At 70.4% G+C, this 16,630-nt stretch carries 18 protein-coding genes; 6 read left to right on the top strand and 12 right to left on the bottom strand.

All coding sequences use genetic code 11. The features are described from left to right. The first annotated feature begins 73 nt into the window (after positions 1-73). From EV662_RS01340 to EV662_RS01330, 3 genes are all read left to right on the top strand, one after another. Positions 74-1,078, top strand: a complete 1,005-nt coding sequence (locus tag EV662_RS01340) for a DctP family TRAP transporter solute-binding subunit (protein ID WP_132460326.1) — start codon at positions 74-76, stop codon at positions 1,076-1,078. Positions 1,079-1,149: 71 nt separating this feature from the next. Beyond that, positions 1,150-1,641: a TRAP transporter small permease gene (locus EV662_RS01335; protein ID WP_132460325.1), complete on the top strand. Its 492-nt coding sequence runs from the start codon at positions 1,150-1,152 to the stop codon at positions 1,639-1,641. Then, positions 1,634-2,968, top strand: coding sequence for a TRAP transporter large permease (locus EV662_RS01330; RefSeq protein WP_132460324.1), 1,335 nt, complete (start codon positions 1,634-1,636; stop codon positions 2,966-2,968). The genes EV662_RS01335 and EV662_RS01330 overlap by 8 nt, the downstream gene beginning before the upstream one ends. Before the next feature lie 39 nt (positions 2,969-3,007). On the opposite strand, the gene EV662_RS01325 is transcribed toward EV662_RS01330, so the two are convergent. From EV662_RS01325 to EV662_RS01315, 3 genes are all read right to left on the bottom strand, one after another. Further along, positions 3,008-5,335 (bottom strand): hypothetical protein, encoded by a 2,328-nt coding sequence (locus EV662_RS01325; protein ID WP_132460323.1) that lies wholly within the window; start codon positions 5,333-5,335, stop codon positions 3,008-3,010. A 187-nt stretch (positions 5,336-5,522) separates the two neighbouring features. Then, complete coding sequence (locus tag EV662_RS01320) at positions 5,523-6,155, bottom strand: cytochrome b/b6 domain-containing protein (protein ID WP_243695730.1); 633 nt, start codon at positions 6,153-6,155, stop codon at positions 5,523-5,525. Then, on the bottom strand, positions 6,155-6,454 hold the full coding sequence (locus EV662_RS01315) for a PepSY domain-containing protein (protein ID WP_132460322.1): 300 nt from the start codon (positions 6,452-6,454) through the stop codon (positions 6,155-6,157). The genes EV662_RS01320 and EV662_RS01315 overlap by 1 nt, the downstream gene beginning before the upstream one ends. Before the next feature lie 136 nt (positions 6,455-6,590). On the opposite strand from EV662_RS01315, the gene EV662_RS01310 reads away from it, so the two are divergent. Genes EV662_RS01310 through EV662_RS01300 form a run of 3 tightly spaced genes read left to right on the top strand, consistent with a single transcriptional unit; the run spans position 6,591 to position 8,919 of the window. Then, positions 6,591-6,911 carry a PepSY domain-containing protein gene (locus EV662_RS01310; protein ID WP_132460321.1) on the top strand — a complete coding sequence of 107 codons (321 nt, stop codon included), beginning with the start codon at positions 6,591-6,593 and terminating at the stop codon, positions 6,909-6,911. Then, entirely contained in the window at positions 6,911-7,582 is a 672-nt protein-coding gene (locus EV662_RS01305; protein ID WP_132460320.1) for a response regulator transcription factor, read from the top strand. Before EV662_RS01310 ends, EV662_RS01305 begins: the two co-directional genes overlap by 1 nt. Beyond that, the gene (locus EV662_RS01300; protein WP_132460319.1) at positions 7,579-8,919 is read left to right on the top strand and encodes a sensor histidine kinase; all 1,341 of its coding nucleotides are present in this window, start codon (positions 7,579-7,581) and stop codon (positions 8,917-8,919) included. Before EV662_RS01305 ends, EV662_RS01300 begins: the two co-directional genes overlap by 4 nt. Here EV662_RS01300 and EV662_RS01295 read toward each other — a convergent pair. The 9 genes from EV662_RS01295 to pcaD are packed head-to-tail and all read right to left on the bottom strand — an operon-like array spanning position 8,916 to position 16,630. Beyond that, positions 8,916-9,998 (bottom strand): Zn-dependent alcohol dehydrogenase, encoded by a 1,083-nt coding sequence (locus tag EV662_RS01295; RefSeq protein ID WP_132460318.1) that lies wholly within the window; start codon positions 9,996-9,998, stop codon positions 8,916-8,918. The genes EV662_RS01300 and EV662_RS01295 overlap by 4 nt on opposite strands. An 18-nt stretch (positions 9,999-10,016) precedes the next feature. Next, a complete protein-coding gene (locus tag EV662_RS01290) occupies positions 10,017-11,237 on the bottom strand; it encodes a TCR/Tet family MFS transporter (protein ID WP_132460317.1) in 1,221 nt (406 codons plus the stop codon). Between the two features lie 52 nt (positions 11,238-11,289). Then, positions 11,290-12,615, bottom strand: a complete 1,326-nt coding sequence (locus EV662_RS01285) for a class-II fumarase/aspartase family protein (RefSeq protein ID WP_132460316.1) — start codon at positions 12,613-12,615, stop codon at positions 11,290-11,292. Then, positions 12,615-13,445 (bottom strand): 3-oxoadipate:acetyl-CoA acetyltransferase, encoded by an 831-nt coding sequence (locus EV662_RS01280; RefSeq protein ID WP_132460315.1) that lies wholly within the window; start codon positions 13,443-13,445, stop codon positions 12,615-12,617. The genes EV662_RS01285 and EV662_RS01280 overlap by 1 nt, the downstream gene beginning before the upstream one ends. Then, complete coding sequence (locus tag EV662_RS01275) at positions 13,442-14,149, bottom strand: alpha/beta fold hydrolase (protein WP_132460314.1); 708 nt, start codon at positions 14,147-14,149, stop codon at positions 13,442-13,444. The genes EV662_RS01280 and EV662_RS01275 overlap by 4 nt, the downstream gene beginning before the upstream one ends. Next, the gene (gene pcaG, locus EV662_RS01270) at positions 14,149-14,757 is read right to left on the bottom strand and encodes a protocatechuate 3,4-dioxygenase subunit alpha (RefSeq protein ID WP_132460313.1); all 609 of its coding nucleotides are present in this window, start codon (positions 14,755-14,757) and stop codon (positions 14,149-14,151) included. Before pcaG ends, EV662_RS01275 begins: the two co-directional genes overlap by 1 nt. Beyond that, on the bottom strand, positions 14,757-15,473 hold the full coding sequence (pcaH, locus tag EV662_RS01265) for a protocatechuate 3,4-dioxygenase subunit beta (RefSeq protein WP_132460312.1): 717 nt from the start codon (positions 15,471-15,473) through the stop codon (positions 14,757-14,759). Before pcaH ends, pcaG begins: the two co-directional genes overlap by 1 nt. Next, positions 15,466-15,849 (bottom strand): 4-carboxymuconolactone decarboxylase, encoded by a 384-nt coding sequence (gene pcaC / locus EV662_RS01260; RefSeq protein ID WP_132460311.1) that lies wholly within the window; start codon positions 15,847-15,849, stop codon positions 15,466-15,468. The genes pcaH and pcaC overlap by 8 nt, the downstream gene beginning before the upstream one ends. After that, a complete protein-coding gene (pcaD, locus tag EV662_RS01255) occupies positions 15,842-16,630 on the bottom strand; it encodes a 3-oxoadipate enol-lactonase (RefSeq protein WP_132460310.1) in 789 nt (262 codons plus the stop codon). The genes pcaC and pcaD overlap by 8 nt, the downstream gene beginning before the upstream one ends.

The raw sequence follows: 16,630 nt of genomic DNA, 5'->3' as shown, positions 1-16,630 counted from the left end.
ATGGCGCGCGCGGGCCACCAAGCTTCGATACAAGGAGCGCCCGGACCGGGCGCGCGGAAAACGGAGGAAACGGATGAAAGCTGTAACACTGGGGCGGCACGCTCTTGCCGCGATGGTCGCCGCCGCGATGACGGTCGGCGCCGCGGCGGCCGAAACCCTGCGGCTGTCGCACAATGTCGGCGACACGACCACCTGGCACCAGGGCGCCGAGAAGTTCAACGAACTGATTTCCGCGGCCACCGGCGGCGAGATCGACGTGCGCGTGTTCCCCAACGCCCAGCTGGCCGGCGGCGACCAGATGAAACAGGCCGAGATGATCGGCCGCGGCGCGCTGGACCTGGTGCTGACCTCGGCGATCAACGTGACGCCGCTGGTGCCCGAGATGGCGGTGTTCTCGCTGCCCTATCTCTATGCGTCCTATGACCAGGTCGACGCGACCACCCAGGGCGAACCCGGCCAGATGATGGCCGACATCCTTCTGGACAAGGGCATCGTCGTCTTGGCCTGGGGCGAGAACGGGTTCCGCGAGGTCACCAACAACGTCCGCCCGATCACCTCGCCCGAGGACATGAAGGGCCTGAACATGCGCGTCGCGGGGCCGATGTATATCGACGTGATGAACGCGCTGGGCGCCAACCCGCAGCAGATGCAATGGTCGGAAACCCTGACCGCGCTGCAACAGGGCGTGGTCGACGGGCAGGAAAACCCGATCGGCGCGGTCATCATCCCGCAGCAGGTCTACGAGATGCAGAAATACATCACGACCTGGCACTATTCCTACGACCCGATCTTCCTCGGCATCTCCAAGGCCAAGTGGGACAGCTATGACGCGGAAACGCAGGAAAAACTGCGCACCGCCGCCCAAGAGGCCATGGCCTACCAGCGCCAGATCACGCGCGAGGGCACCGCGAACGGCATCGCCTTCCTGACCGAGAAGGGGATGGAGGTCTACGAACCCACCCCCGAGGAACTGCAGGCCTTCCGCGACGCGACCAAGCCCGCCTTCGACGAATGGGCGGCCAAGGTCGGCCCCGAGATCGTGTCGGCGTTCCAGTCCGCCATCGCCGCGGCGCAGTAACGCCCGGCATCGAACAGGCCCGCGCCCCCCGCGCGGGCCTGTTTCCTGCGCGCCACAGCGAGGCTCTCCCCATGCGTTTCCTTCTGGACGAGGCGGAAAAGATCGTCTGCGCCGTGCTGTTCCTGGGCATGACGGCGATCGGGTTCGCCAACGTGGTGGTGCGCTATGGCACCAACTATTCGCTGGCCGCCACCGAGGAACTCTTGACCAACGGGTTCCTGCTGCTGACCGTCTTCGGCGCGGCCATCGCCGCGCGGCGGGGCGAGCATCTGGCGGTGACGCTGGTCCACGACCTGTTGCCGCGCCCCCTGCGCACGCCGCTTTTCGTGCTGGCCACGGCGCTGTCGGTGCTGCTGCTGGCGCTGTCGGCGTGGTTTTCCTGGGTCACGCTCACCAACCAGCTGTCCAGCGGCATCCGGTCCTACGCGCTGGGGCTGCCGGCGTGGTATTACCAGGCGGCGGTGCCCTTCGGCTTTGCGCTGATCCTGGTCCGCTACCTGCAACACGCCTGGGTCACCTTGCGCACCCCGGGCGGCCCGTCCGGCGATTTGCCCCATGTCTGACCTGATCCCCGGCCTTGGCGCGGGCACCGAGATGGTGATCCTGTTCTTCCTGCTGCTGGCCTGCCGGGTGCCGGTGGCGTTCTCGCTGGGCCTGTCGGCGATCTATGCCATGTGGCAGATCGGCTTTGGCCTCGATCTGGCCGGCGACCTGATTTCCGCGGGCGTCACCAAGTTCTCGCTGCTGGCGATCCCGTTCTTCATCCTCGCCGGCACGCTGATGGGCACGCTGGGCATCGCGGAACGGATGATCCGGTTCTTCCGCGTGCTGATCGGATCGACCCCCGGCGGCATGGGCGTGGTGGGCACCGTCGTGTGCCTGTTCTGGGGCGCGGTCAGCGGGTCGGGCCCGGCCTCGGTCGCGGCCATCGGCCCGACGATCGTCAAGGGCATGGAGGAAGACGGCTATGACCGCGCCTATGCCGCGGGGCTGGTCTGCACCGGCGCGGCGCTGTCGATCGTCATCCCGCCCTCGATCGGGCTGGTGATCTATGGCGTGATCGCCGAAACCTCGATCTCGCAGCTGTTCATCGCGGCGATCCTGCCGGGGCTGTTCATGGGGCTGACCATGCTGGCCACGCTGCCCTTCGCCCGGCGCGGCGGGGCCGCGCATGGCAGTCCGACGCTCGACGCGCTCAGCCCGCCGCCCCATGCCGGCCTGCCCTATGGCCGGCGCCTTTGGCTGGCCTTTCGACAGGCGTTCTGGGGCCTGCTCACGCCGCTGGTGATCCTTGGCGGCATCTATTCGGGCATCTTCACGCCCACCGAGGCCGCGCTGGTCGCCACGGTCTATGCGCTGGGGGTGGGGGCCTTCGCCTATCGCACGCTGACGCTGCGCGGCCTCTACGAGGCGCTGGCCGATGCGGCGGCGTCGTCGGCGGTGGTGATGCTGGTGGTGGCCTATGCCGGGCTGTTCGGCTGGGTGGTCACGGTCGAGGACCTGGTCGGCACCTATTCGCAGGCGCTTCTGGGCCTCAGCGAGAACCAATGGGTGATCCTGCTGGTCATCATGCTGGTGCTGCTGGTCGCGGGCATGTTCATGGACGCGATCACGGTGATGTTCATTTCGCTGCCGATCTTCCTGCCGGTGATGCGCGAAATGGGCTGGGACCCGGTGTGGTTCGGCGTGGTGGTGATGGTCAACCTTGCCATCGGGCTGTTCACGCCGCCGGTGGGCATCAACCTTTACGTGGCGGCCAACGTGACCCGCCTGTCGATCGAGCGCATCGCGCGCGGCGCGTTCCCGTTCCTGCTGGCCAGCCTGCTGGGCCTGGGCGTCGTCGCCGCCCTGCCGTCCCTGTCGCTGCTGCTGGTTCAGGTGCTGCGCTAGCGCGCCCCGCCGGTCCCCGGCGGGGCGCGCCCATGTGCCTCAATCCTCGGGCAGTTCCTCGGCCAGGGCAAAGCCCATCAGCGCCGCGCGGTCGTATTCGCGCAGCCGGTCCAGCCCGTCATGCGCCTTGGCACGCACGTAAAGCCGCACCGCGAAGGCGCCGTTGTCGCAGGTTTCCAGGAACCGCTCGGCCGGGAAGGTGCCGGTGAAATGCCCGTCGCCATCGCCCGAATAGAACGCGTTGGTCCAGTCAGGCCCGCCATTGGTGTCGACCGGAACGCTCGTCGCATCGACCCGCGCGCCGTCCATCACCTCGACCTGCGCCACCCCGCTCAGCCCGCGCACCAGTTCCAGCAGGAACCAGCCATTGCCATGCTCCTGCCGCGCGGTGAAGGACAGCGTGACATCGGTCGACGGATCGCCATAGCGCAGGAACCCGCAGGGGTCGGCCACCGCCCCGCCCCCGGCCTGCGGCGCGAACAGCACCGCCTCGCAGGGGGCGTTGTCGATCCGCAGGTCGAACACGAACCCGTTGTCGATCACCTCGCCGGGATCGGCCGGGGTGCCGCTGCCGGGCAGCACGCCGCGGGTTTCATAAGTCTCGGCGCCGACGCGCGTGTCGGTGACCACGAATTCGAACGTCCCGGTCGAGGGCGCGACGATATTGCCGGCCTCGTCATGCACGGTCACCCGAACCTGGTAAAGCCCCGGATCCATCGCCGTGCTGTCCAGCTTGGCCGACCACTGATCCTCCCAGAACCCCGAAACCGGCCAGACGCCCGCGGGCGGCGTGGCCTCGCGGAAGGCGAACAGCTCGTCCGCATCCGGACCCAGGGCCACCACCGGGAATTTCGGGAAACCGCCCGGCCCGGGCACCTGGTAATGGCGCACCACGGGGTCGTCCATCCGCACCCAGGCATGGGCGTTCGCCGGGTGGCCGGCGGGCAGGCCGGGGTCGTAGAACTCGCCATGCACCCGCGGGTCGGGTTCGGGCTTGGGCCGCCAGGACCAGACATAGCGGGTCATCCCCGGTTTCGGCAGGTCCAGCGAATGCAGCATCTTGAACCGCAGGTAGCCGCCCATCGGCGCATCGGTGACCGGGTCGATATTGACCGGCCCGCCCGCATAGCTGGCCGTGCCGTCGGGTTTCAGCCAGCCCAGCTCGCCCGCGTGGCTGCCCTGGCCCGCGATTTCCAGGTGCCCCACCGCCATCGGCAGCACCCAGGTCTCGATGTTCTCGGGCACCACGACCTCGGGCGGCGGCGCGCAGGTGATCGCGTCGGGATGGGTGACGTGGATCGTGATCTCGGTCCCGCACGCGTAATTCCAATGCGTGTCACAGCGCGGCCCGCGGGCATGGATCGTCTTCCACGACCCGGCGATGAACTGTTCGACCCAAAGGTAGATGTCGGGCCGGTCGTCGCAGGGATAGATCACCGTTTTAGAGAACGCGCCGGTCTCGTCGGTCACGGCCTCCCACAGGCAGTCCACCTCCCAGCGCCAGAACGGGTCCAGCCAGGTGAACCAGCACCACCAGGGATAGATTTCCGCCAGCGAGATCAGCGCCTTGCGCATTTCCGCCGGGCTGCCCGCGCGCGCAAGCCCGGTCATCGCCATGGGCGCCGCCGCCTTCAGGTCGGCGGTCGGGGCCCGGGCCTCCGACACCCCGGCCGCCCGCGTTCCGTCGGCCCGCGGGCGCGGTCCCGGCACCGGAACCGGCAAGACCGCCCCCGGTGCACGACCGATCGGCTGGCGCGCAACCGGAACGCGCCGGATCGGGTCGGGCCCCGGTCCGGGCGGTTCGGCCAGCTCGGGGAGGCGCTTGCGGATCACCGGGCCGATGGGATCGGGCGGGAAGGGCGGTTCGACCAGCAATTCCTCGCGGATGCGTTCGATGATGTGATCGGGCAGGCGCAGGATGATCCTGGGGAACTTGTCGACCTCGCAGATATGCACCCGCGCGTTGCAGACCGGGTAATCGACCGACACGCCGGTGGGCTGGGCCACGGCCTTGACCACGCGGCCGCGGATCGTGCAGGCGCACAGCACCCAATCCGGGGCGATCAGGTCGGGAATGTCGACCACCACCTTGGTCTCGGGGTCGAAGGGCACGGTGCGTTCCACCGCCTTCGCCCGGCGCAACTCGCGCAGCTTCGGCGCCTGCTCGCCCGCCGGCGCGACCAGCAGGCGGATCGCCGTGCCGATCAGCGCCTTGGGCAGTTCGATCCGCACCTTGCCGTTTTCCGGCACCGCCGCCGAGGCCAGGAATTTCCCCGTCGCGTCGAACACGTGAAGCTGCGGCTTGACGCCTTCGGGCAGGGTCGCGGGCAGGGTGACCTGAACCGCGTATCTGATCGTGTCGGCCATGGGATATTCTCCTCGTCGAAAGGCTGCGGATGCGCGCCGCGCCCCCTTTGCCCCCGGGGTGACAATCCTGGGTGGCAGGGACGCCGCCAATTCTCGCATTCGGGGCGAGTCGCGGAATTGACGGCGGTCAACGGGTGGCGCGGCCCGCCCCGGTGGGGGCAGGCCGCCGGGGCCGGGGGCGGCGGGATCAGGCGCGCTTGTCGCCGGTGATCATGCTGCGGGCCAGGTTCTCGCGGTGCACGGTGCTGGCCAGAACCACGCCGCCCAGGTGCAGCACGACCAGGACCAGCGACAGGTTGGCGGCGGTCTCGTGGATTTCCTTCCACAGGCTGTCCTCGCCGTGCTCCTCTTCCTCGTCATGCTCGCGCGCCGCGTAGACGGCCGGGCGGTCGCCGTCCCCGCTCTGGGCGACGATCCCGGCCAGCGGGCCTTCGCCCTCTTCGGCGGCCAGCGTGGCCATGCCGCTGACCGCGGTCAGCGCCAGCATCGCCAACAGCGCGACGGTCATCGCGCCGCCCGCCGGGCTGTGGCCGACATGGCGTTCCGCCCGGCCCGCGATCAGGTCACGCAGATAGGCGAACACCCGCCCCGGCCCGGTGACGAAATCGGCGAACCGTGCCCGGCGCGGCCCCACCAGCCCCCAGACCACGCGCAGCGCCACCGTGGCGGCGATCGCATAACCCGCCCATGTGTGCAGCCATTCCGGCTCGCCCTCGGTCAGGTAGGCGGTGGCGAATCCCGCCACCAGAACCCAGTGCCCGATGCGCACGACCGGGTCCCAGACCCGGACCATGGCGCCCTCTTGCGCGGCCATGGCCATCAATCGTCCTCCCGGTCGCGCGTGGCGAGGGGCGCGCCGGTGGCCGGGTCCAGATAGGCCTCGACCACCATGCCGCTGGCGTCCTGCATGCGGACCTCCCAATAGCGGCCATCCTCGCGCTCGGCTTCCAGCACGGTATAGCCGCGCCCCTCCAGCGTCGCGATCAGGTCGGTCAGCGGCATCCACTGGGCGGCCGGGGCGCCCGCGCGCGGCCCGTCGGGCGAGGCCGCGACAGGCCCCGGCGCGGCAAGGGTCAGCACGGTGGCAAGGGCGGCGGTGACGGCAAGGGGATGTTTCATCTGTGTCTCTCCTGTTCAGGTCCTGCGGCGTGGCACGACGCCCGCCGCGATGGGGCCTGTCTAGACGCCCCCGCCTGACACCGGCCTGACCCCGCTTGTCAGCGTCCTGTCAGGCGGGGCAGGATAGGTCATCGCCATGACACCCCGCTTGCCGCTTGCCCCCGCCGTTCTGGCCCTCTTGCTGGGCCTCGCCGTCCCCGCCGGGGCCGACCGCGACGACGACCGCGACCATGACCGCGCGCGCGACGCGCTGGCGCGCGGCGAGATCCTGCCGCTGCACACGATCCTGCCGGGCCTGCAAGACCGGTTCGGCGGCCGCCTGCTCGAGGTCGAACTGGAACGCGAGGATGGCCGGATGGTCTACGAGGTCGAACTGATCACCGCCCGCGGCCGCATCCTGGAAATCGTCGTCGACGCCGCCACCGGCCGTGTTCTGGAAACCGAGGAGGACGATTGATGCGCGCGCTGGCCGTCGAGGATGACCCGCGCATCGCCGCCGACTTGGCCGCCGCGCTGGGGGCGGCGGGCTTCCGCGTGGAAACCTGCGCCGATGGCGAACAGGCGTGGTTCCTGGGCGATACCGAGGAGTACGACCTTGTCGTGCTGGACCTGGGCCTGCCGGGGCTGGACGGGCTAAGCGTGCTGAAACGCTGGCGCGCGAACGGGCGCGACATCCCCGTCCTGGTGCTGACCGCGCGCGGCACCTGGACCGAGCGGGTCGAGGGCATCGACGCGGGCGCCGACGACTACCTGCCCAAACCCTTCCGGATGGAGGAACTGGTGGCCCGCGCCCGTGCGCTGGTGCGCCGCGCGGCCGGGCGCGGCAGCGCGGTCCAGCGCGCGGGCGATCTCGCGCTCGACACCAACCGGATGAGCGTTTCCCTGCGCGGCGTGCCGGTGCCGGTGACCGCGCTGGAATACCGCCTGCTGGCCTATCTGGTGCTGAACCGCGACCGCACCGTGCCGCCCACCGAATTGCTGGAACATCTTTACGGTGACGACGATGCGCGCGAGGCCAACGCGCTCGAGGCGGTGATCGCCCGGCTGCGGCGCAAGCTGGGGGCCGGCGTCATCGGCACGCGGCGCGGCTTCGGCTATTTCCTGCAGGCCGGGGACCCCGGCGCATGAGGCGTCTGTCGCTGCGGCTGCGCCTTGCGCTGGCCGGGGCCGTCGCGGTGACGCTGGCGATCATGCTGTCCTCGTTGGGGCTGGCGGCGCTCTTCGGCGCCCACGTGGAACGGCGCGCGGTCGCGGAACTTTCGGTGCAGCTCGACCAGGTGCTGGCCGGGCTGGAACGCGACGCGGACGGCGCGCTGACCCTTGCCGCCGCCCCCGCCGACCCGCGCTTTGACCGGCCCTATGGCGGGCTTTACTGGCAGATCCGGGCCGGGGGCGGCGTGCTGCGCGCGCGTTCGCTGTGGGATTATGAAATTCCGCTGCCCCCCGACGCGCTGGACGACGGGGCCGAGCATGTCCACGACCTGCCCGGCCCCGCGGGCCAGCCGCTTCTGGCCGTCGAACGCCGCGTGACCCTGCCCGACCGGCTGGGCGGGGGCAGCCTGCGCGCCACCGTCGCGATGGACCGCACCGACCTGGCCGCCGCACGTGCCGATTTCCTGCGCGACCTCGCCCCCTATTCCGCGCTTCTGGCGCTGGCGCTGATCCTGGCGGGCTGGGCGCAGATCGCGGTCGGCCTGCGCCCGCTGGGCGCGATCCGGGCGCGGGTGGGCGATATCCGAACGGGCCGGGCGCTGCGCATCGGCAGCGATTTCCCCCGCGAGGTGCAGCCGCTTGCCGCCGAGGTCGACGACCTCCTGGCCGCGCGCGAGGCCGAAATCGCCCGCGCCCGCACCCGGGCGGGCGATCTGGCGCACGGGCTGAAAACCCCGCTCCAGGCGCTGATGGGCGAGGCCGGGCGGCTGCGCGCGGGCGGCAACGCACCTGCCGCCGCCGCAATCGAGGACATCGCGGGCGCCATGCGCGCCCATGTCGACCGGGAACTGGCCCGCACCCGGCTGGCGATGCGCGGCCGCGAGGCGCGCGCCGACGTGGCCCGGGTGATCGCCGGGCTGGTCCGCGTCATCCGCCGTACCGAGGCAGGCGCGCGCCTCGACTGGGTTTCCGACACGCCCGATGGCCTTGCCGCCGCCGCCGATCCCGACGACCTAGCCGAGGCGCTGGGCGCCCTGATCGAGAACGCTGCCCGCCACGCGACCGCGCGCGTCACGATCACCGCCCGCCGACAGGGCGACCGCATCGCCATTGCCATTTCCGATGACGGCCCCGGCATCCCGCCGGACCGGATCCAGGCGATGATGGCCCGCGGCGCGCGCGCCGATACCGCCGGGTCGGGTCTTGGCCTTGCCATCGCCCGCGACATCGCCGAGGCGCTGGATGGCGGGCTGACCCTGGTGAACGGCGCCCCCGGCCTGACCGCGACGCTGACCCTTCCGGCGGCGTCCTAGAACAGGATCACGTTGCGCCGCGCGGCCCCGGTGCGGGTGTCGGCGATGGCCTCGTTGATCTGCTCCAGCCGCCAACGCCCCGAGATCAGCTCGTCCAGCTTGATCCGGCCCTGGGAATACAGGTCCACGATCCACGGGATATCCCGCGCCAGCACCGTGTCGCCCATCATCGAGCCGCGCAGTTCCTGCCCCAGCAGCGCCACCGCCACGGGTTCATACCGCGCCGTCTGCCCCGAATGCGGCATCCCCACCATCACCAGCCGCCCGCCCGGCGCCAGGTAACGCGGCGCGCTGTCATAGGCCGCCGTCGCCCCCACCGCGACCAGCACCGCGTCGGCGGCCTTGCCCGCGATCCTTCGCGCCTCGCGCCACGGTTTTTCGCCGGTGGCCAGCACCCCGTCGGTCGCGCCGAATTCCCGCGCGGCCTCCAGCTTGTCGGCGCGCATGTCCACCGCGATCACGCGGGCCGCACCCGCCAGCCGCGCCCCCTGGATCGCGTTCAGCCCCACGCCGCCCGCGCCGATCACCACCACCGTTTCACCGGGCCGCACCCGCGCCGTGTTCACCGCCGCGCCCAGCCCGGTGATCACCCCGCAGGACATCAGGCAGGCCGCGTCCATCGCCATATCGGCCGGGATCTTCGCCACCTGGCTGTGATGGACCACCACCGCCTCGGCAAAGGCGCCGGTGTCCAGCCCCTGGTGCACCGGCTGGCCGTCGGCGGTGAAGATCGGCGTGTCGCCGTCATTCGGTTTCGTCCGGCAGATCGACGGATGCCCGCCCGCGCAGGTCGGGCAGGTGCCGCAGGCCCGGATCAGCGTGACCAGCACCGTGTCGCCCGGCGCCACCCCCGTCACCCCGTCGCCCACCGCCGCGACCCGGCCCGCGGCCTCGTGCCCGTAGACCGCCGGCAGCGACGGGTTCCATGCCCCGTCCGCCATCGAGATGTCGGAATGGCAGATCGCCACGGCCGATAGCGTGACCTCGACCTCGCCCGGCCCCGGCGGGCGCAGGCGCAGCTCTTCCACGCTCAGGGGCGCGCCGAAGTCGCGGCAAACGGCGGCACGGATCGGTCTCATGGGCTCCTCCCTCGGGGCTCAGGCGGGCGCGCCGGCAGGACGCCGCGCGACAAAGGCAAACCCGCAGACGATCATCATGGCGGCGGCCAGCGCAAAGGGCGCGCCCGGCATGTCCACCGCCGCCCCCGCCCCGCTGAACCACGCGAAGATCTGCGTCATCACCAAGGGCGACAGGATCATCGCGACCGACCGCGTCGAACTGATCGCCCCCTGCAACTCGCCCTGCTGGTCGTCGCCCGCGGCCTTGGACATGATCCCCAGAACGGCGGGGGTGACCACCGCGCCCAGCGCGATCATCGGCGTCAGCAGCAGGATCGCCATCGAATTGTCGATGAAGCCGATCGCGAGGAAGGCGAAGAAATTGTAGATCAGCCCGTACCAAACGGTGTTCCGCTCCCCCAGCACCCGCAGGATCACCCGGATCAGCCCGCCCTGCACCGCGGCCACCCCGATCCCGAACATCGCCAGCGAAATCCCGATGGTCCCCGCCGACCAGCCAAAGCGATACTGCGTGAAATAGGCCCAGATCGCGGGATAGATGAACATCGCGAATTCATACAGGAAGAACAGCAAAAACAGGGGCCTGACGCCCGGCAGCCGCCCCATCTCGCGGAACGCGCCCAGGGGGTTGGCGCGGCGCCACTGGAACGGGCGGCGGATGCGGTCGGTCACCGTTTCGGGCAGCACCAGCCAGCCGAAGACCAGGTTCGCCGTGGCCAGCGCCGCGGCCGCCCAGAACGGTGCGCGCGGCCCCAACTCCCCCAGGAACCCGCCGATCAGCGGCCCGATCACGAAGCCGATCCCGAAGGACGCGCCCACCATGCCGAACCGCGCGGCCTTCTTCTCGGGCGGCGAAATATCGGCCAAAAACGCGCTGGCCGTGGCCTGGGTCGAGGCGGTGACACCCCCCACGATCCGCGCCGCCAGCAACAGCCAGATCGACCCCGCCAGCGCCATCACCACGTAATCCAGCGCCATCGTAGCGAGCGAGATCAGCAGGACGGGCCGCCGCCCGAACCGGTCCGACAGGTTGCCGATCAGCGGCCCGCACAGGAACTGCATCACCGCGAAACTGGTCATCAGGATGCCGCCCCACACGGCGGCCTGCGACACGTCCACGCCCTCGATATCGCGGATGAGATCCGGCATCACCGGCAGGATCAGCCCGATCCCGATGGCGTCCAGCACCAGGGTGATCAGGACAAAGGTGATCGGCAGGCGATTGCTGGATTCGGTCATGGCGCGTCCGGCGGCAGGGGTGTCAAAGGCTTAGCCCCGCCGCGCGCCACGTTCAAACCCCATTCGCCGCGGCGGCAAAGCGGCGCGCGTGGGCGGGCGCCTCGCCCATCTGCGCGGCGGGGGTGAACAGCGACCGGTCAAGATCGGGCCAGTCCCGCGCCGCCAGTTCGGCCAGCGGCGTGCCCGTCTCCATCGCCTCGCGGCACAGCGCCTTGGCCGTTTCCTGCGCCTCGGGCCGGGGCAGGGGGCCCGTAAGCGCGAAACTCAGCGCCTCGGCATAGGCCAGCCCCAGCCCGCCGTCGATATTGCGCGCCATGGCGCCCGGCTGCGGCGCGATCCGCGGCACCAGCGCCCCGGCCACCGCCAGCGCGCGCCCCGCGCCCATCACGATTTCCGGCAGCGCCAGCCATTCCACCATCCAGGCCGCCGCGTCCCGCTGTTGGCGATGCACCGCCGCGCCCTGGATATTGGCGTCCAGCCCCACCAGGTGGCGGGCCAGCGCCGTCAGCAGCAGGGGGTCCACCGGGTTCTGCTTGTGCGGCAGGGTGGACGATCCGCCACCATCGCCCAGCCGCACCTCGCCCACCTCGGCTTGCGCCATCAGCACCAGGTCCTCGCCCATCTTGGCCAGCGACCCGGCCACGCCCGTCAGCCAGCCCGACAATTCGGCGATCCCGTCGCGCGCCGAATGCCAAGGGTCGTCCGCGTCCCCCAGGCCCAGCGCCTCGGCCAGCCCCTCGCGCACCTCGGGCCCCTGCGGCCCCATCGCCGCCAGCGTGCCCGCCGCACCGAAAAGGCTGACGCGCAGCAGCCGCGGCTTCAGCGCCGCCAGCCGGTCCAGGTGCCGGATCAGCGGTCCGCCCCAGCCCGCCACCACCGCCCCGAAACTGGTCGGCGTGGCCACCTGCGCCAGCGTGCGCGCCGCCATCGGCAGGTCCGCATGGGTTTCGGCCTGCGCCCCCAGCGCGCGGATCACGGCCCGCAGCCGCGCCTCGATGATCGTCAGCGCCTGGCGCAGCCGCAGCACCAGCGCGGTGTCGACGATGTCCTGGCTGGTCGCACCCCAATGGATGTATTGCGCGTGCTCGGGCGCCTCCAGCGCCTTGCGGAAGGCGGCCACCAGCGCGGGCACCGGCACCGCGTTCCGCCCGGTTTCCGCGGCCATCCCGCCCGGGTCCAGCTGCAATTCCATCGCCGCGCGGTGGATGAACGCGCCCGACATCTCGGGGATCAGGCCCAACTGCCCCTGCACCTTGGCAAGCGCCCCCTCGACCAGCAGCATCGCGCGGACCTCGGCGCTGTCGGTGAACAGCCGGCCCAACTCGTCGTCATGGAACAGCCCGCGATACAGCGCGCTGTCGAACGGGCTGACGGCCATCAGGCGGCCCCCAGCCCCAGAATGTCGCGCGCCTCGGCCCAGGTGGCGACGGGGCGGTTGTACTTTTCGCACATTTCCGCGGCCCGGCGCACCAGTGCGGCGTTCGACGGCGCCAGCCGCGCGCGGTCCCAGCGCACGTTGTCCTCCAGTCCCGTCCGGGTATGCCCACCGGCCGCGATGGACCATTCGTTCACCTCGATCTGGTGGCGCCCGATCCCCGCACCACACCATTCAGCGTCGGGCGCGATCCGTTTGATCGTCTCGACGTAGAAATCGAAACTGGGCTTGTCCGCCGGCATCGCGTTCTTCACGCCCATCACGAATTGAACATAAAGCGGCTTCTTCAGCCGCCCGTCCTCGCTCATCTTCACGGCCTGGAAGATGTGGGACAAATCGAACGCCTCGATCTCGGGCTTCACATCGTATTTCTGCATTTCCGAGGCCAGCCAGTCCACCAGGTCGGGCGGATTCTCGTAGACCCGGGTCGGAAAATTGTTCGACCCCACCGACAGCGAGGCCATGTCGGGCCGCAGCGCCAGCATGCCGCCGCGTTCCTTGCCGGCCCCCGACCTGCCGCCGGTCGACAGCTGCACGATCATGCCCGGGCAGTGTTTCCTGATGCCCTCCATCAGCCGGGCGAACCGCTCCGGGTCCGAGGTCGGCGTCTGGTCCTCGTTCCGCACGTGGCAATGCGCGATCGACGCCCCCGCCTCAAAGCTTTCATGCACGCTTTCCACCTGTTCCGCAATGGAAATGGGCACGGCGGGGTTGTCCTCCTTGCGGGGGACCGACCCGGTGATGGCGACGCAGATGATGCAGGGTTTGGTCATGTCGTCTCGGCGATCTGGATCAGGATTTCGGCCAGCTTACCGGGGTCGGCGAAGAAGGGCGAGTGCCCGCAGGCCATCGGGTGCACATGGTCGGGCGGCCAGTCGCGCGTCATGTCCGCCTGCGCGGCGGCCGGGATGATCCGGTCTTCGCTGCACAGCACGTAATGGCGCGGGATCTGGGCGGGCAGGGCGGCGGCGGGCGCGGCGCCCGGGGCCATGGGCTGCGGCGTCAGGTGGGCGCGGGCCAGGTCCACCGTTTCGGGCGGGCAGTCGTGGTAAAAGGCCGGGCCCAGCGCCTCGTCGGCAAAGCTGCTGGTCTTGCGGTCGTCGCTTCGCCGTATCGCCGCCATCAGCGTCCTGCAGCCGTAACGCGCGCGCAAATCGCGGGCCGCTTCGCCCGCGCGCGGCGCCCAGGCCGCGACGAAGACTAGGGCGGCAATCCTGTCGGGCGCGGCGGCCCCGGCCGCGGTGATCGTGATCCCGCCCAGCGAATGGCCCACCAGGATCGTCGGCTGATCCAGCCGCGCCAGCACCGCGTCGCGGTAATCGTCCAGCGTGACGGTTTCGGGCGGCGTCGGGTCGTCCCCCGCGCCGGGCAGGTCGATGGCCTCGGCCTGATGTCCCGCGGTGTGCAGGCGTGGCAGCACGTCGCGCCAGCACCAGGCGCCGTGGTTCGACCCGTGGATCAGCAGGAACCGCGCCATCACAGGTCGAAGAACACGGTTTCGCCCGCGCCCTGCAATACGATGTCGAAGCGGTAGTCGCCCGCCCCGACGCGCCGCGCCAGAAGCGTCTGGACCCGCTCCTTATGTTCGATTCGTGCAAGCACCGGGCAGGCGGCGTTGGCCTCTGACTCGTCCTCGAAATAGACCCGCGTCTGCAGGCCGGTGTTGATGCCGCGCGCCACGATCCACAGCGCGACATGGGGCGCCATCGGGCGGCCATCGGGGCAGGGCGCGCGCCCCGGCTTGATCGTCTCCAGCCGCCATTCGCCGGTCTCGAAATCCGCCGCAATCCGCGCCCAGCCGGTCACGTTCGGGTCCGCCGGCCCGCGCGGATCGCCCCCGGGATAGATGCCGTCCGCATCCGCCTGCCAGCTTTCCAGCAGCACGTCGCGCAGCACCATCCCCGCGCCATCCCGCACGGTGCCGGTGATCGTGATCCGCTCGCCCCGCGCCCCCTCGCGGATCGGCGAGGTGCCCAGGTCACCGGGATAAACCCGCGTTCCCAACAGGTTGGGCGTCAGCCCGATATGGACATACGGCCCCGCGGTCTGCGACGGCGTTTCACGAAGATAGTCGCGCCCCGACATCACAACCCCTCCGCCCGGTTCTCGAAAAACGTCTGGCGCCGCCCCCGCAGCACGATGTCGAACCGCCAGGCCAGCGCGTCCATCGGGATCGCCCGGTGCATGTCGAGCGGCGCCACCAGCGCCTCGCGCGCCTCCGGCGCCAAGGTGTTCGCGATGGGACAGCGCGCGATCAGCGGGTCGCCCTCGAAATACATCTGGGTGATCAGACGCTGCCCGAATCCCGACCCGAAGACCGAGAAATGGATATGCATCGGGCGCCAGTCGTTCACGCCGTTGGGCCAAGGGTAGGCGCCCGGCCGGATTGTTCGAAATTCATAAGTCCCGTCCGCCCCCGTCACGGTCCGCCCACAGCCCCCGAAATTCGGGTCGAGCGGCGCGAGGTAACCGTCATTGCGGTGCCGGTAGCGCCCGCCCGCGTTCGCCTGCCAGATCTCGATCAGCACGCCGGGCACCGCCCGCGCGTTCTCGTCCAGCACCCGCCCATGCACGATGATCCGCTCGCCCAGCGCGGGTTCCCCGGTAAAGTTCAGCACCAGGTCGTTGTCCCGCGGCCCCAGCATGTCGCGCCCGAAGACCGGGCCCGTCTCCTCGGACAGGGTCGAGCCCAGCGCCACCAGCGGCCGCGACGGCGCGCGCGTCATCGATGTCTTGTAGCCCGGCGTATAGGCCGGCGGGTGCCAGCCCCGGTCGCGCGGGTAAAACGGGCCGCTATCCATCGCCCGCCTCCAGCTCGGCAAAGACCTCGCGCGCGATGCGGATCGCGGAATTGGCCCGTGGCACGCCGGCATAGATCGCGACATGCAGCATCACCTCCAGGATATCCTCCTTGGTGGCCCCGGTATTGGCGCAGGCCCGCAGGTGCAGCCGCAATTCCTCGTGGTTGCCCAGCCCCGCCAACAGCGCCACGGTCAGCATCGACCGTTCCCGCGGCGGGATCGTGTCGCGCGACCAGACGCGGCCCCAGGCGGCCTCGGTGATCAGTTCCACGAAGGGCGCATCCAGCACCGGGTCGCCCGCGCGCGACCGGTTCACATGCGCGTCGCCCAGGGTGCGGCGGCGGGTGGCGTCGCCGGTGTCGAACAGCTCAGACATGGCCGATCTCCTTCAGGAAACTGCCCAGCACCTCGGCATATTCGCCGGGCTTCTCGACGCAGGGCAGGTGCCCCGCGCCGCGGATAAGGTGGAACCGCGACCCCTTGACCAAGGCCGCCGTCTCGCGCACCAGGTCAGGCGGGGTCGAGCCGTCCTCGCTCCCGGCAATCGCCAGCGTCGGCAGGGTCAGACCCGAGGTCGGCGTATAGAAATCCGTCCCCGAAATCGCCGCGCAACAGCCCAGGTAGCCCTCGACCGGCTGGCGGATCAGCATGTTGCGCCACAGCGCGCATTCGGGGCTTTCGCGGAACGGGCGCGAGAACCAGCGTTCCATCGTGGCGTCGGCCAGCGCCGCGATCCCGCCCGCGCGCACCGCCTCCATCCGCTGGTCCCACATCTCGGGCGTGCCGATCTTGGCGGCGGTGTTGGAAATCACCATCGCGCGCACCAGGTCCAGCCGCTTGACCGCCAGCCCCTGCGCGATCATCCCGCCGATGGAAAGCCCCACGAACACGCAATCGGTCACACCCAGAAAGTCGAGCAGGCGTTCGGCATCGCGCACCAGCGCCCCCATCGAATAAGGGCCGGCCGGGCAAGAGGACAGCCCATGCCCCCGCTTGTCATAGCGGATCGCGCGCATGCCCGGCGGCAGCAACGCCACCACCTCGTCCCACAGCCGCAGGTCGGTCCCCAGCGAGTTCGAGAACACCACCGGCGCCCCGTCCGGGTCGCCATCCTCGCGGTAATGCAGCGCCACGTCGCCCAGATCGGCGATCTTCAT

Origin of the sequence: Rhodovulum marinum (assembly GCF_004343075.1) — a bacterium.
Taxonomy (GTDB): domain Bacteria; phylum Pseudomonadota; class Alphaproteobacteria; order Rhodobacterales; family Rhodobacteraceae; genus Rhodovulum; species Rhodovulum marinum.
This window is presented reverse-complemented; position numbering and strand designations above follow the sequence as displayed.

What these genes read in the sequence shown, in the direction of transcription:
- EV662_RS01340 (WP_132460326.1), top strand. Translation starts at nt 74, where the DNA reads ATGAAAGCTGTAACACTGGGGCGGCACGCTCTTGCCGCGATGGTCGCC.
- EV662_RS01335 (WP_132460325.1), top strand. Translation starts at nt 1,150, where the DNA reads ATGCGTTTCCTTCTGGACGAGGCGGAAAAGATCGTCTGCGCCGTGCTG.
- EV662_RS01330 (WP_132460324.1), top strand. Translation starts at nt 1,634, where the DNA reads ATGTCTGACCTGATCCCCGGCCTTGGCGCGGGCACCGAGATGGTGATC.
- EV662_RS01325 (WP_132460323.1), bottom strand. Translation starts at nt 5,335, where the DNA reads ATGGCCGACACGATCAGATACGCGGTTCAGGTCACCCTGCCCGCGACC.
- EV662_RS01320 (WP_243695730.1), bottom strand. Translation starts at nt 6,155, where the DNA reads ATGGCCATGGCCGCGCAAGAGGGCGCCATGGTCCGGGTCTGGGACCCG.
- EV662_RS01315 (WP_132460322.1), bottom strand. Translation starts at nt 6,454, where the DNA reads ATGAAACATCCCCTTGCCGTCACCGCCGCCCTTGCCACCGTGCTGACC.
- EV662_RS01310 (WP_132460321.1), top strand. Translation starts at nt 6,591, where the DNA reads ATGACACCCCGCTTGCCGCTTGCCCCCGCCGTTCTGGCCCTCTTGCTG.
- EV662_RS01305 (WP_132460320.1), top strand. Translation starts at nt 6,911, where the DNA reads ATGCGCGCGCTGGCCGTCGAGGATGACCCGCGCATCGCCGCCGACTTG.
- EV662_RS01300 (WP_132460319.1), top strand. Translation starts at nt 7,579, where the DNA reads ATGAGGCGTCTGTCGCTGCGGCTGCGCCTTGCGCTGGCCGGGGCCGTC.
- EV662_RS01295 (WP_132460318.1), bottom strand. Translation starts at nt 9,998, where the DNA reads ATGAGACCGATCCGTGCCGCCGTTTGCCGCGACTTCGGCGCGCCCCTG.
- EV662_RS01290 (WP_132460317.1), bottom strand. Translation starts at nt 11,237, where the DNA reads ATGACCGAATCCAGCAATCGCCTGCCGATCACCTTTGTCCTGATCACC.
- EV662_RS01285 (WP_132460316.1), bottom strand. Translation starts at nt 12,615, where the DNA reads ATGGCCGTCAGCCCGTTCGACAGCGCGCTGTATCGCGGGCTGTTCCAT.
- EV662_RS01280 (WP_132460315.1), bottom strand. Translation starts at nt 13,445, where the DNA reads ATGACCAAACCCTGCATCATCTGCGTCGCCATCACCGGGTCGGTCCCC.
- EV662_RS01275 (WP_132460314.1), bottom strand. Translation starts at nt 14,149, where the DNA reads ATGGCGCGGTTCCTGCTGATCCACGGGTCGAACCACGGCGCCTGGTGC.
- pcaG (WP_132460313.1), bottom strand. Translation starts at nt 14,757, where the DNA reads ATGTCGGGGCGCGACTATCTTCGTGAAACGCCGTCGCAGACCGCGGGG.
- pcaH (WP_132460312.1), bottom strand. Translation starts at nt 15,473, where the DNA reads ATGGATAGCGGCCCGTTTTACCCGCGCGACCGGGGCTGGCACCCGCCG.
- pcaC (WP_132460311.1), bottom strand. Translation starts at nt 15,849, where the DNA reads ATGTCTGAGCTGTTCGACACCGGCGACGCCACCCGCCGCCGCACCCTG.
- pcaD (WP_132460310.1), bottom strand. Translation starts at nt 16,630, where the DNA reads ATGAAGATCGCCGATCTGGGCGACGTGGCGCTGCATTACCGCGAGGAT.